The organism is Kitasatospora sp. NPDC058063, from assembly GCF_042885395.1.
GTDB classification, from domain to species: Bacteria; Actinomycetota; Actinomycetes; order Streptomycetales; family Streptomycetaceae; genus Kitasatospora; species Kitasatospora lactacystinica.
The window spans coordinates 561,368-574,207 of record NZ_JBHVSD010000002.1 but is presented as its reverse complement, the minus strand read 5'-3'; the positions used below and the strand labels follow the sequence as shown (position 1 = coordinate 574,207).

Genomic DNA, 12,840 nt, shown 5'->3' with positions numbered 1-12,840 from the left:
ACGGCGGAACGGGGGCGGGCCCCTTCCCCGCTCCCCGCTCGCCCGCTCCCTCCCGCCCGCTTCCCGCTCAGCTGCTCGCCCTCCGCGCGCCTCCCCCGTCACGTCGACCCCGGATCGGCCATGCTCTCCTTCGTCCTGCGGCGGACCGCCCAGGCCCTCGCGGTCCTGGTCGCGGTGTCCGCCGCCGCCTTCGCCCTCTTCTACGCCGCGCCCGCCGACCCGGCCCGCGCCGCCTGCGGCCCGCGCTGCGACAGCGGGCAGGTCGCGGCGGTGCGCCAGAGCATGGGTCTGGACCAGCCGCTGCTCACCCAGTACACCGACTACCTGGTCGGCGTGGTCGCCGGGCGGGACATCGGCGACGTGGACGGCTCGACCATCCACTGCGACGCCCCCTGCCTCGGCTACTCCTACCGGCTGCACCAGCCCGTCACCGAGGCACTGGCCGACCACCTGCCCGTCACCCTCTCGCTGACCGCCGGGGCGCTCGCCGTCCTGCTGGTGTTCGGCCTCGGCACCGGGTTCGTCTCCGCGCTGCGGCACGGGCGGCGGACCGACCGGCTGCTCTCCGGCTTCACCCTGGTCGGCGCAAGCGTGCAGATCTACTTCCTCGGGTACGTCGCGCAGTGGCTGCTGGTGTACTCCACCGGGCTGCTGCCGCTGCCCTCCTACACCCCGCCGGCCGAGGACCCGGCCGCCTGGGCGGGCGGGATGCTGCTCCCCTGGTTCGTCCTCGGCTTCGTCAACTCGGCCGTGTTCGCCCGGCTTTCGCGCTCGCAGCTGCTGGAGACGATGAACGAGGAGTACGTCCGCACGGCCCGCGGCAAGGGCCTGGGACGGCTGCGCGCCCACCTGAAGTACACCTCGCGCGGCGCCGCCGGGCCGCTGGTGCAGCTGATCGGGCTGGAGGCCGGGGTGCTGCTCGGCGGAGCCGTGATCACCGAGACGGTGTTCGGCCTGAACGGGGTCGGGCGGTTCGCCGCGGAGGCCGTCGCCGGGCAGGACCTGCCCGCCGTGGTCGGCGCAGTGCTGCTGGCCGCCTGCTTCATGGTGCTGTTCGTCGCGCTGGCCGACCTCGCGGTCGCCTGGCTCGATCCGCGTGTGCGGCTGAGCTGATGGGGAGTCCTTCGATGAAATCCACTGTTCCCGGGGACGGCGTGCGGCACGAAGGGGCGAAGGGCACCGCGGCGGGGAGCGACGAGCCGGTGCTGAGCGTCCGCGACCTGACCGTCGCCTTCGCCGACCCGCGCGGCGGCGCACCCGTGACCGCCGTCCGGAACCTCTCCTTCGACCTCGCGCCGGGTGAAGTCCTGGGCCTGGTCGGCGAGTCGGGCTCCGGCAAGTCGACCGTCGGGCTCGCCGTCCTCGGCCTGCACGACCCGCGCACCACCACCGTCACCGGCTCGATCCGGCTGGACGGACAGGAGGTCGTCGGTGCCGAGGAGTCCGCGCTGCGCGGGGTGCGGGGCGGACGGGCCGCGCTGGTCTTCCAGGACGCGCTCACCGCGCTCAGCCCCTTCCACGGCGTGGGCGCCCAGCTCGCCGAGATATACCGGCTGCACCACTCGGGCACGGGCCGCGCCGAGGCGGGCCGGCGGGCAGCCGAGATGCTCGACCGGGTCGGCATCCCGGCGGTCCGGAGCCGCGACTACCCGCACCAGTTCTCCGGCGGCATGCGCCAGCGGGTGATGATCGCGATGGCGCTGATGAACGACCCCCGGCTGATCATCGCGGACGAGCCGACCACCGCCCTGGACGCCCGCGTCCAGCGGCAGGTCCTCGACCTGCTCGGCGAGTTGCAGCGCGAGCACGGGACGGCGGTGCTGCTGGTCAGCCACGACCTGGGTGTGGTCGCCGGGACGACGGACCGCACGCTGGTCATGCGCGGCGGGGCCGGGATCGAGTCCGCTCCGACCGCCGAGCTGCTGGCCGCGCCGCGCGAGCCGTACACCCGGGCCCTGGTGGGCGCGGCGCTCCGGCTGGACTCGGTACCGGGCACCGCCCTGCCGACGGTCGACGAGCCGACACCCTCGCGGACGTTCCGGCCGCGGACCGTCGGGCGCCCCGAGCGCTGGCTGGTCGAGGTGGACGACCTGTCCGTGCACTTCCCGGGGCGCCGGCGCTTCCCCGGCCTGCGGGCCGAACCGGTCCGGGCCGTCGAGGGCGTCGGCCTGCGGATCGCCCCGGGCGAGACACTCGGGCTGGTCGGCGAGTCCGGCTCCGGGAAGTCCACCACCTCGCGGGTCCTGGCCGGACTGCAACGACCCACCGGCGGAAGGGTGCTGTACGACGGCCAGGACGTCACCCGGCCCGACCGGGAGCTCCGGAAGCGGCTCAGCCGCGAGATCCAGCTGGTCTTCCAGGACCCGTACGCCTCGCTCAACCCGCGCCGGACGATCGGCCGGACCCTGGACACCCCGCTGCGCCTGCACACCGCGCTCGGCCCGGCCGAACGGCGGGAGCGCTCCGTCGAACTGCTGGAGCAGGTCGGGCTGGAGGCTGGTCACCTGGACCGCTACCCGCACGAGTTCTCCGGCGGGCAGCGCCAGCGGATCGGCATCGCCCGGGCGCTGGCCCCGCAGCCGCGGCTGATCATCGCCGACGAGCCGGTCTCCGCGCTCGACGTGTCGGTGCAGGCCCAGGTGCTCAACCTGCTGATGGAGCTGCGCGAACGGCTCGGCGTGGCCTTCCTGTTCGTCTCCCACGACCTCGCGGTGGTGCGGCACTTCTGCGACCGGGTGGCGGTGATGCACCGGGGCCGGCTGGTCGAGTCCACCGACCGGGACCAGCTCTTCGAGGCGCCGCACACCGCGTACACGAGGGAACTGCTGGCGGCGGTGCACTGAGACGGTCCGGGCTGCCGGGCCGTCCGCCGGGCGAGCGGCTCGACGGACGGCCCTGCGGCCCGGCGGCCCGGCGGCCCGGCGGACGGCTCGGCGAGTGGCGTGGGAGTGAACGGGCAGGTCGTTCGCCGTTCGTTCGGCTGCGCCGGTCCGGCTCAAGACGCTAGCGTGCAGGCGATGTGACGTAGGAGACCCGAGCAAGGAATCACCAACCGAGGAGGCACATTTGTCGGACGACCTGCTCATCGCAAAGATCAACCACGGCTTCGATCACCTCGACGCCGACGGCGACGGCCTGCTCACCGAGCGGGACCACGTCCTGATGGGCCTCTCGGTGGCCCGCTCGCTCGGCCATCAGGAGGGTTCCGAGGCCGAGGCCGTGATAGTCCGCGCCTACCTGACGACCTGGCACGACCTGCACCTCGCCCGGCTGCCCGCCGGCACCGAGGCGATCACCCGTCAGCAGTTCGTCACCTCGACCGGCTCGCTCGCCGACGACCCCGAGGCCGCGCGCGAGATCCTCGGCGCGCTCGCCGAGGCCTTCCTCGCCGTCGCCGACGCCGACCGCAGCGGGACGGTGGACGCCGGTGAGTTCTTCGTCTTCCAGCGCGGCCACTTCGCCGGCCTCTCCCGCGACGACGCCGACGAGGCCTTCCGCCACCTCGACACCGACGGCGACGGCGTGCTCTCCGCCGCCGAGTTCACCACCGCGATCATCGAGTTCTGGACCAGCCGCGACCCGGACGCGCCCGGCAACTGGTGGACGGGCAAGCCGCCGTACGCCTTCTGAGCCGTACCGCGGACGACCCGCCCCCGTGAGCCGGAAGCGCGGGGGCGGGCCGCCGTTGACGCCGTGGCCGCCGTGGACACCGTGAGCAGCGTGGCCGTCGTCCGGGGCGGTGGTGGTGGGCCGGGCTCAGCTCCGAGCGGTCGGCTCCTTCGCCGGACGGGCCGGACTCCCGGCGCGCGATGAGCCGCCCGAACGCCGGCTGACGCTCACCACCAGGCAGACGCCCGCCACCACGATCGCGCCGCCCGCGAGGGTCGGGCCGGTCAGCGGTTCGGCGAGGATTAGCCAGCCCAGCAGCACCGCGACCACCGGGTTGACGTAGGCGTAGGTGGCGACCAGGGTCAGCGGGGCCGACCGCAGCAGCCAGGCGTACGCGGTGAAGGCGAGCAGCGAGCCGAACATCACCAGGTAGGCGAGGGCCAGCCAGGACCGCCCGGAGACCGTTCCGAGGTCCAGCCCGTGCTGCTCACCACGGCCCAGTCCGATCACCAGGTCGCCGACTCCGCCGACCAGCATCTGGTAGGCGCTCGCGGCCAGCACGTTGTCGGGCATCGGGATCTTCTTGGTCGCGAAGGAGCCGGTCGCCCAGAGCAGGGTGGCAGCGATGATCATGATCACGCCGGCCGGCTCGATCGACCCGCCGATCGCGGGCGCCGACAGGACGCCGAGGCCGACCAGTCCGAGCAGCACCCCGGCCAGCTCGGCGGGCCTCGGACGCTCGCCGCCGACCGCCGTGAGCACCACCATCCACAGCGGGACCGCGGCCACCAGCAGGGCGGCCAGCCCGGAGGGGACGGAGGTCTCGCCCAGGACCACCAGTCCGTTGCCGCCGGTCAGCAGCAGCAGGCCGACCAGGGCGGAGGAGGCCAGCTGCCGCTTGGTCACCTTCAGACCGGCCGGGCCCTGCCGCACCAGGAGGTAGCCGGTCAGCAGCAGGCCGGCGACGAGGAAGCGCGCGGCGGCGGAGAGGAAGGACGGCATCGTCTCCACGGCGATCCGGATCGCGAGGTACGTCGACCCCCAGACGACGTAGACCACGAGGAGGGCCACCCAGACCGCGCCGCCGAGGCGGGGGCCGCGGGTGGGGGCCGCCTTGGCCCTGACGGCGGCGTCGGCGGCGACGGCCGCGTCGGCAGGGACGGCGGCGTCGGCGCGGACAGGGGCGTCGGCGGGGACGGGAACGTCGGGAGCCACGCCGGGGGTCGGGCCGGGATCCGCGGCCGGTTGGGAGGGTGAAGCGGGCGATGTCATGGGTGTCCCCCTTGGACGGTGCTGGCCGAACATCCGACATGACAGCGCATGGACGGCCCGGTGCGCCAGTCCGTATCGGAACCCGGACCGCGGGACGTACGGTGGGCGATCCCCGACGAGGAGGTCGAACCCGTGCCCGCATCCGAGGAGTCCCTGCCGTTCTTCGTGTACGGCACCCTGCGCAGCGGCGGCCGCAATCACGCCGCCCACCTGGCCGGACGCTGCGCCGAGATCCGGCCGGCGGTCCTGGAGGGTGCCGCGCTGCACGAGGGTCCCGGCTTCCCGTACGCGGTGCCGGATCCGGCGCCCGGGCGCCGGATCCTGGGCGAGCTCGTCACCGTACGCCCGGGCGCGTACGCCGGAGCCCTGGCCGCCCTGGACCGGCTGGAGGACTGCCGGGCGGACGGGACCGGGCTGTACGTGCGGCGGCGGATGGCGGTGCGGACGGCGGCGGGCGAGCTGCGGGAGGCCTGGGTCTACCTCGCCGGACCGAGGGCCGAGGCACGGCTGCGGGAGCGGCCGGCGCTGATCGAATCGGGGGACTGGGGAGCGACCGGGGGGAGGGTGGGATGACGGGTGGCGGATGACAACCGCCAGGTAGGCTGCCCCGGCCAATGAGATTTCCCGCTCATCGGCCCATCGAACGACGAGGAGCCACCCGGTGCCCGAGCTGCCACCCCCGATCACCGTCGTCGGGATCGGGGCCGACGGCTGGCCCGGCCTCGCCGCCGGCTCCCGGGCCGCGCTGCGGGAGGCCGGGACCGTCGTCGGCGGCCCCCGCCAGCTGGACCTGCTCCCCCACGACGAGGTCACCGCCGAGCGCGTCCCCTGGCCGTCCCCGCTGCGCCCCGCCGTCCCCGGACTGCTCGCCGCCCACGCCGGCCGCCGCATCGCCGTCCTGGCCAGCGGCGATCCGATGTTCTACGGCATCGGCCGCACCCTCGCCGAGACCGTCGGCGCCGAGCGCCTGCGCGTCCTGCCGCACCCCTCCTCCGTCTCCTACGCCTGCGCCCGGCTCGGCTGGCCGCTGGAGGCCACCGAGGTAGTCAGCCTGGTCGGCCGGCCGCTGGACACCCTCTCCCTCGCCCTCCACCCCGGCCGCCGCCTGCTGGTGCTCAGCGCCGACGCCGCCACCCCGGCCGCCGTCGCCGAGCTGCTCACCGCACGCGGCTTCGGCGGCGCCCGCCTGCGGGTGCTCGAACAGCTCGGCGCCCCCGCCGAACGCCACCTCGACGGCCCCGCCGACGGCTGGCCGCACCCGCCCGGCGACCCGCTGAACGTCATCGCCGTCGACCTCGGCGACGGCCCCCGCGCCTCCCTCGTCCCCGGCCTGCCCGACGCCGCGTACGAGAGCGACGGCCAGCTCACCAAGCGCCACGTCCGCGCCGCGACCCTCGCCACGCTGGCGCCCTCCCCCGGCGAGCTGCTCTGGGACGTCGGCGGCGGCTCCGGCTCGATCGCCGTCGAGTGGCTGCGCGCCCACCGCGACTGCCGGGCCGTCGGCATCGAGCGCGACCCGGCGCGGGCCGAGCGGATCGTCCGCAACGCCGCCGCGCTCGGAGTGCCCCGGCTCCGCGTGGTGACCGGCCCCGCCCCCGCCGCTCTCGCCGGACTCCCCACCCCCGACGCCGTGTTCATCGGCGGCGGCCTCACCGCGCCCGGCCTGCTGGACGCCTGCTGGGCCGCGCTGCGCCCGGGCGGCCGGATCGTCGCCAACACCGTGACGCTGGAGTCCGAGGCGCTGCTCACCGAGTGGTACCGGCGCCACGGCGGGGAGCTCGTCAAACTCGCCGTCGCCCACGCCGTCCCGGTGGGCGGCTTCACCGGGTGGCGCCAGGCCATGCCGGTCACCCAGTGGTCCGCCATCAAGCCCGAAACCCCTCAGGAGAACGCCTCGTGACCGTCCACTTCATCGGAGCCGGCCCGGGCGCCGCCGATCTGATCACCCTGCGCGGCCAGCGCATCCTGGCCCGCGCCGAGGTCTGCCTGTACGCGGGCAGCCTCGTCCCGCGCGAGCTGCTGGACGAGTGCCCGCCCGGCGCCCGCCTGATCGACACCGCCCAGCTCAACCTGGACCAGATCACCGCCGAGCTGGTCGCCGCCCACCGGGCCGGCCAGGACGTCGCCCGGCTGCACTCCGGCGACCCGTCCGTCTTCTCCGCCGTCGCCGAGCAGATGCGCCGCCTGGACGCGGCCGGCGTGCCGTACGAGGTGGTCCCCGGCGTGCCCGCCTTCGCCGCCGCCGCGGCCGCGCTCAAGCGGGAGCTGACCGTCCCGACCGTCGGCCAGACCGTCATCCTCACCCGGATCGCCAAGCGCGCCACCCCGATGCCCGAGGGCGAGGATCTCGCCACCCTCGGCCGCAGCGGCGCCCTGCTGGTGCTGCACCTGGCCGCCGGCTACGTGGACGACGTGGTCGAGCAACTGCTCCCCCACTACGGCGCGGACTGCCCGGCCGCCGTGGTCGCGATGGCCAGCCGCCCCGACGAGCTGGTGCTGCGCGGCACCGTCGGCGACATCGCCGAGCAGGTCAAGGCGGCGGGCGTGGTCCGCACCGCCGTCATCCTCGTCGGCCGCACGCTGGCCGCCGGGCAGTTCCGCGACAGCCACCTCTACTCGACGGACCGCGAGCGCCCGCACGAGCCCTGCGGGGCGTGATGCGGCACGTCCTGATCCTCGGCGGCACCACCGAAGGGCGGGCGCTGGCCGCCGAGCTCGCCCCGACCGCGCACCGGGTCACCAGTTCGCTGGCCGGCCGGGTCGCCCAGCCGCGGCTGCCCGCCGGGGAGGTGCGGATCGGCGGCTTCGGCGGACCGGAGGGTCTGGCCGACTGGCTGCGCACCGAGCAGGTGGACGCGGTGGTGGACGCCACCCACCCGTTCGCCGCCGGCATCTCCCGGAACGCCGCCCTCGCGGCCGCCGCCACCGCGGTCCCGCTGCTGGTGCTGCGCCGCCCCGGCTTCACCCGCGTCGACGGCGACCACTGGCTCCCCGTCCCCTCCCTCGCCGCGGCGGCCGACCTGCTGCCCCGGCGCGGGGAACGGGTCTTCCTCACCGTCGGACGACAGGGCGTCGGCGCCTTCGCCCACCTGGACGGGGTCCACTTCCTCGCCCGCTCGGTGGACCCGCCCGAGCCCCCGGTGCCGCCCTCGTTCGAAGTCCTGCTGGACCGGGGGCCGTTCACGATCCACGGCGAAGAGGCACTGCTGCGCGGACACGACATCGACGTCCTGGTCACCAAGGACAGCGGCGGCGCCGCGACCGCCCCCAAGCTGACCGCCGCGCGCGGACTCGGCCTGCCCGTCATCATCGTGGAACGCCCGCCGGTCACGGAAGGCGTCCCGGTCGCACCGGACGTCCCCGGCGCACTGCGCTGGCTGGAGCACCTGGGCTAGCCGGTTCGGGCGCCGGACGGTCCGGGCACCGGCCGGCGTGGGCACCGGCCGGCGTCGGCGCTGCGGCTGCTCACCGTCGTGCTGGAGCCCGCTCGCCCGGTCGTCCCGCGGAAATTGCGGGGCGGCCCCGGTGGACGTCGGGAAGGATGGCCCGATGACCGATGACCAGCGTACGCAGACTCCCCGCACCGCCGACGAACGCGCCACCCTGGCGGGCTTCCTGGACTACCAGCGCGACACCCTCGCGATGAAGTGCGCGGGCCTCACCGCGGAGCAGCTCCGCGCCCGCGTGCTGGAGCCGTCCGGGCTCTCCCTGCTCGGGCTGGTCCGCCACCTCGCCGAGGTGGAGCGCAGCTGGTTCCGCAACGTCCTCGACGACGAGGGCCTGCCGGGCTTCTGGAAGCACCCGGACGGGTCCTTCGCCGAGTTCGACGCCGACACCGCCGACCCCGACGAGGCCTTCGCGATCTGGCGCCGGGAGTGCGACCACGCCCGGGAACTCGTCTCCGCCGCCGAGTCGTTGGACGTCCTGGGCCACTACGGCGACGAGGTCTTCTCGCTCCGCTGGATCCTCACCCACATGATCGAGGAGTACGCCCGCCACAACGGCCACGCCGATCTGCTCCGCGAGCACCTCGACGGCACCACCGGCGAGTAGCACCGAACGCCACCGGGCGGCACCGGACGGAACCGGGCAACGCCAGGACCGGCACCGGACGCAGCGCCGGACGCAGCCGGGCGACGAGGGAGCGAGCAGAGCATGCGGACCCGCCAGAAGGAACGCGACACCTCCGGGCCGTCCGAGCCCTGGAACGAGATCGTCCCCGGGCTCTGGATGGGCGGGCACTACTTCACCCGGCCCGGCGGCGAGCTGGAACTCGCGATCGTACGGGCCGAGTTCGACCTGGTGGTCAGCCTGTTCACCCGTTCCGGGCACGGTCCGGCACCGGGGGTGGAGCACGTCCTCCGGGAGGTGCCCGACGCCCCGCTCTCCCCCGGTCAGCTGCTCGCCGTCCAGGAGGCGGCCGAGCTCACCGAGGCGGCCGTCCGCCGGGGCCGGCGGACGCTGGTGCGCTGCCACTCGGGGTACAACCGCTCGGGCCTGGTGGTGGCGCAGGCGCTGATCGGCCTCGGCCACGAGAGCGGCGAGGCGGTCCGGCTGGTCCGGGAACGGCGCTCGCCCTGGGCACTGAACAACCCGGTGTTCGTGGACTACCTGGACACCGGGCTGGAGGTCGCCGTGCTGCTGACCGGCCTCAACGGGTGAGGCCGGTCAGCAGCATGACGTTCCGTCAGATTACTCAGATGTCGCGGAAGGTCTCGATCTGGGCGCCGATGGAGTTGAGGCGCTCGGCGAGGTCCTCGTAACCGCGGTTGATGACATAGACGTTGCGCAGCACCGAGGTGCCCTTGGCGGCGAGCATGGCGAGCAGGATGACCACGGCGGGGCGCAGGGCCGGCGGGCACATCATCTCGGCGGCGCGCCACCGGGTGGGCCCCTGGACCAGCACCCGGTGCGGGTCGAGGAGCTTGACGTCGGCGCCGAGGCGGGTCAGCTCGGTCAGGTAGATCGCGCGGTTGTCGTACACCCAGTCGTGGATCATCGTGGTGCCGTGCGCGGCCGCGGCGATGGCGGCGAAGAACGGCACGTTGTCGATGTTGATGCCGGGGAACGGCATCGGGTGGATGGTGTCGATCGGCGCGGTCAGCTTGGACGGGCGCACGGTGAGGTCAACCAGCCGGGTGTGACCGTTGTGGGCCCGGTACTCGGGGGTGCGGTCGTAGTCGAGACCCATGCCCTCCAGCACGGCGAGCTCGATCTCCAGGAACTCGATCGGTACCCGGCGGACGGTCAGCTCGGAGGAGGTGACGACGGCGGCGGCCAGCAGGCTCATCGCCTCCACCGGGTCCTCGGCCGGGGTGTAGTCGACGTCGCAGGTGATCTGCGGGACGCCGTGCACGGTGAGGGTGGTGGTGCCGATGCCCTCGATCCTCACGCCCAGCTTCTCCAGGAAGAAGCAGAGGTCCTGGACCATGTAGTTGGGCGAAGCGTTGCGAATGACACTGACGCCGTCGTGCCGGGCGGCGGCCAGCAGGGCGTTCTCGGTGACGGTGTCCCCGCGCTCGGTCAGCACGATCGGGCGGTCCATCGGGGCGCCCGGCTCGACCGAGGCGTGGTAGGCGCCGCCGGTGGTGGCGACCTCCAGGCCGAAGCGGCGCAGCGCGGTCAGGTGCGGCTGCACGGTGCGGGTGCCGAGGTCGCAGCCGCCCGCGTACGGGATGGCGAAGTGCTGGGCGCGGTGCATCAGCGGGCCGAGGAACATCAGCACGCTGCGGGTGCGGCGGGCCGCCTCGACGTCCATCGCCGCGAGGTCCAGCTCGGCGGGCGGGGTGAGTTCGAGGTCGCGGCCCTCGTTGATCCAGCGGCTCTTGACGCCGATGCTGGTGAGCACCTCGAGGATGCGGTAGACCTCCTCGATCCGCGCGACGCTGCGGATCGTGGTGCGGCCGGTGGTCAGCAGCGAGGCGCAGAGGATCGCCACGCAGGCGTTCTTGCTGCTGCGGACGTCGATCGCACCGGAGAGCCGGGTGCCGCCGGCGACGCGCAGGTGCATCGGGCCGGAGTAGCCGAGGGAGACGATCTCGCTGTCGAGGGCTTCGCCGATGCGGGCGATCATCTCAAGGCTGACGTTCTGCTTGCCCTGTTCGATGCGGTTGACCGCGCTCTGGCTGGTTCCGAGGGCCTCTCCGAGCTGCGCCTGGGACCAGCCGCGGTGCTGGCGCGCGGTACGGATGAGGGTGCCGATACGGGTGAGGTAGTCGCCTGTCACTCGCCAGACGATATCTCATGGTTGAGATGGCGACAGAACCGGGGCCCGGCGTGGTACTCCATTTGTCCGTTTCTCGCCCCGTATGGGCGTCAGTTCTTCACATCACCAGGTGAGGTTGTCACGCCGTCGTGACACTCGTGACAGTGTCACGGCCCCACGAGGTCACGACCCCGCGAGGTCACGGCCCGACGTCCTCACGGGCAGGACGTGCGACGGGCGGGCAAGGGTCACGGCCCGAGCAGCTCCGCCCGGCCGACGACGGTGCCCGCCCGGTCGATGCAGATGACGTCCACCGCGACCGGCGAGCCCAGCAGCACGCCGAGCGCCGTCGCCCGGGCCGCCTCGGCGACCAGATCCCCGAGCGGCACCCCGGCCGCCCGGCACAACTGCACCGCTTCCAGTGCGGTGTTGGCGCCCGCGACCGCCCCGGCCAGCGCCTCGTCGGCCCCGCCCCGACGGGCCAGTTCGGCCAAGTACCCCTTGTCCACCTGGGAGCGCGCCGAGTGGAGGTCGAGGTGGCCGGCCGCGAGCTTGGACAGCTTGGCGAAGCCGCCCGCGATGGTCAGCCGGGGCACCGGGTGGCGCTTGAGGTACTTGAGCACGGCGCCGGCGAAATCGCCCATGTCCAGCAGCGCGTCCTCTGGCAGCCCGTGCTCCGCGACCGCGACCTTCTCCGAGGTCGACCCGGTGCAGCCGGCCACGTGGGTGCGCCCCGCCGCCCGGGCCACGTCCACCCCTCGGCGGATCGAGTCGATCCAGGCCGAGCACGAGTAGGGGACGACCACCCCGGTCGTGCCGAGGATGGACAGACCCCCGAGGATGCCGAGTCGGGGGTTCCAGGTGGAACGGGCGATCTCCTCGCCGTGGTCGACCGAGATCTCCACCACCACGTCCCCGCTGCCGCCGCAGGCGGCGGCCACCTCGGCGACCGCGTCCCGGATCATCTGCCGGGGCACCGGGTTGATGGCGGGCTCGCCGACCGGCAGCGGCAGGCCGGCCTTGGTGACCGTCCCCACTCCGGGACCGGCCCGGAACACCACCCCGGTGCCGGGCGCGCCGGGCCGTACGGTCGAGCGGATCAGCGCGCCGTGGGTGACGTCGGGGTCGTCGCCCGCGTCCTTGACCACCCCGGCCATGGCGGCGATGCGCCGGTCGGGGCCGGGCGCACCGGGCACACCAGTCGTACCGGGCGCACCGGGCGTACCAGCCGGCTCTCCGGCGGTGGGGTTCGCGACGGTGGCCGGCTCCTCGGTGGTGGCCGGCTCTCCGACGGTGGCCGGCGCATGGGCGGCGGTCAGTTCCTCGGCGGCGAGGGCGAAGGCGGGCTGCTGACCCTTGGGCAGGGTGATGACCACCGGGTCCGGGAACTCGCCGGTGAGCAGCGCGGTGTACGCGGCCTTGGTGGCCGCGGTGGCGCAGGCCCCCGTCGTCCAGCCGGGCCGCAGGCCGCTGCTCTTCAGCTGGCCGGCCCGGCCTCCTGCCCCGGTTCCCGCCTCGGCTCCCGCTGCGGCCACCTGCGCCCCGTTTCCGACGGCGCCCGCGCCGTCCTGCTCCGCTCCGGCGGCCACACCGGCCGCCGCCGCCGATTTTCCCCCACCGGGCCGGGTGGGACCCGACCGGGGTGGGGGCACCCGCGTCCCGCGCGGTGCGGAGGAATCCCGCGCACGAGCTGCACGGGGCCGCTGCCCCGCGTTCCCGAAGAGTTCTCTGCACGGGCCTCGCCCACCGTGCCT

12 protein-coding genes are annotated in these 12,840 nt (G+C 74.4%); 9 read left to right on the top strand and 3 right to left on the bottom strand.

Translation table 11 applies throughout. The annotated features are described in order from the left end of the window. The first annotated feature begins 120 nt into the window (after positions 1-120). From ACFVUY_RS06210 to ACFVUY_RS06200, 3 genes are all read left to right on the top strand, one after another. Positions 121-1,113 (top strand): ABC transporter permease, encoded by a 993-nt coding sequence (locus ACFVUY_RS06210; protein ID WP_359901642.1) that lies wholly within the window; start codon positions 121-123, stop codon positions 1,111-1,113. Between the two features lie 14 nt (positions 1,114-1,127). Beyond that, a complete protein-coding gene (locus tag ACFVUY_RS06205; protein WP_387727718.1) occupies positions 1,128-2,843 on the top strand; it encodes a dipeptide ABC transporter ATP-binding protein in 1,716 nt (571 codons plus the stop codon). A gap of 223 nt (positions 2,844-3,066) precedes the next feature. After that, on the top strand, positions 3,067-3,630 hold the full coding sequence (locus ACFVUY_RS06200; protein ID WP_359901645.1) for an EF-hand domain-containing protein: 564 nt from the start codon (positions 3,067-3,069) through the stop codon (positions 3,628-3,630). Between the two features lie 126 nt (positions 3,631-3,756). Here ACFVUY_RS06200 and ACFVUY_RS06195 read toward each other — a convergent pair whose 3' ends face one another. Next, positions 3,757-4,824 (bottom strand): EamA family transporter, encoded by a 1,068-nt coding sequence (locus ACFVUY_RS06195; protein ID WP_387727716.1) that lies wholly within the window; start codon positions 4,822-4,824, stop codon positions 3,757-3,759. Positions 4,825-5,013: 189 nt separating this feature from the next. Here ACFVUY_RS06195 and ACFVUY_RS06190 point away from each other — a divergent pair, with 189 nt between their 5' ends. The 6 genes from ACFVUY_RS06190 (at position 5,014) to ACFVUY_RS06165 (ending at position 9,543) form a co-directional block, all read left to right on the top strand. After that, on the top strand, positions 5,014-5,454 hold the full coding sequence (locus tag ACFVUY_RS06190) for a gamma-glutamylcyclotransferase family protein (protein WP_387727714.1): 441 nt from the start codon (positions 5,014-5,016) through the stop codon (positions 5,452-5,454). An 88-nt stretch (positions 5,455-5,542) separates the two neighbouring features. Continuing rightward, positions 5,543-6,781, top strand: coding sequence for a precorrin-6y C5,15-methyltransferase (decarboxylating) subunit CbiE (gene cbiE / locus ACFVUY_RS06185; protein WP_387727712.1), 1,239 nt, complete (start codon positions 5,543-5,545; stop codon positions 6,779-6,781). Further along, on the top strand, positions 6,778-7,539 hold the full coding sequence (gene cobM, locus ACFVUY_RS06180) for a precorrin-4 C(11)-methyltransferase (protein WP_387727710.1): 762 nt from the start codon (positions 6,778-6,780) through the stop codon (positions 7,537-7,539). Before cbiE ends, cobM begins: the two co-directional genes overlap by 4 nt. Continuing rightward, complete coding sequence (locus ACFVUY_RS06175) at positions 7,539-8,276, top strand: cobalt-precorrin-6A reductase (protein ID WP_387727821.1); 738 nt, start codon at positions 7,539-7,541, stop codon at positions 8,274-8,276. The genes cobM and ACFVUY_RS06175 overlap by 1 nt, the downstream gene beginning before the upstream one ends. A 154-nt stretch (positions 8,277-8,430) precedes the next feature. Beyond that, positions 8,431-8,934: a DinB family protein gene (locus tag ACFVUY_RS06170; RefSeq protein ID WP_387685211.1), complete on the top strand. Its 504-nt coding sequence runs from the start codon at positions 8,431-8,433 to the stop codon at positions 8,932-8,934. A 102-nt stretch (positions 8,935-9,036) separates the two neighbouring features. Then, on the top strand, positions 9,037-9,543 hold the full coding sequence (locus ACFVUY_RS06165) for a protein phosphatase (protein WP_387727709.1): 507 nt from the start codon (positions 9,037-9,039) through the stop codon (positions 9,541-9,543). Between the two features lie 34 nt (positions 9,544-9,577). Here the strand turns inward: ACFVUY_RS06165 and ACFVUY_RS06160 are convergent, their stop codons facing one another. Together ACFVUY_RS06160 and ACFVUY_RS06155 are read right to left on the bottom strand one after the other, a co-directional pair. Next, positions 9,578-11,107 carry a UDP-N-acetylglucosamine 1-carboxyvinyltransferase gene (locus ACFVUY_RS06160; protein WP_380348769.1) on the bottom strand — a complete coding sequence of 510 codons (1,530 nt, stop codon included), beginning with the start codon at positions 11,105-11,107 and terminating at the stop codon, positions 9,578-9,580. A gap of 227 nt (positions 11,108-11,334) precedes the next feature. Further along, entirely contained in the window at positions 11,335-12,621 is a 1,287-nt protein-coding gene (locus tag ACFVUY_RS06155) for a cobalt-precorrin-5B (C(1))-methyltransferase (protein ID WP_387727707.1), read from the bottom strand. Positions 12,622-12,840: the final 219 nt, after the last annotated feature.

Coding starts and splice junctions, on each gene's coding strand:
- ACFVUY_RS06210 (WP_359901642.1), top strand. CDS start 121: ATGCTCTCCTTCGTCCTGCGGCGGACCGCCCAGGCCCTCGCGGTCCTG.
- ACFVUY_RS06205 (WP_387727718.1), top strand. CDS start 1,128: ATGAAATCCACTGTTCCCGGGGACGGCGTGCGGCACGAAGGGGCGAAG.
- ACFVUY_RS06175 (WP_387727821.1), top strand. CDS start 7,539: ATGCGGCACGTCCTGATCCTCGGCGGCACCACCGAAGGGCGGGCGCTG.
- ACFVUY_RS06170 (WP_387685211.1), top strand. CDS start 8,431: ATGACCGATGACCAGCGTACGCAGACTCCCCGCACCGCCGACGAACGC.
- ACFVUY_RS06165 (WP_387727709.1), top strand. CDS start 9,037: ATGCGGACCCGCCAGAAGGAACGCGACACCTCCGGGCCGTCCGAGCCC.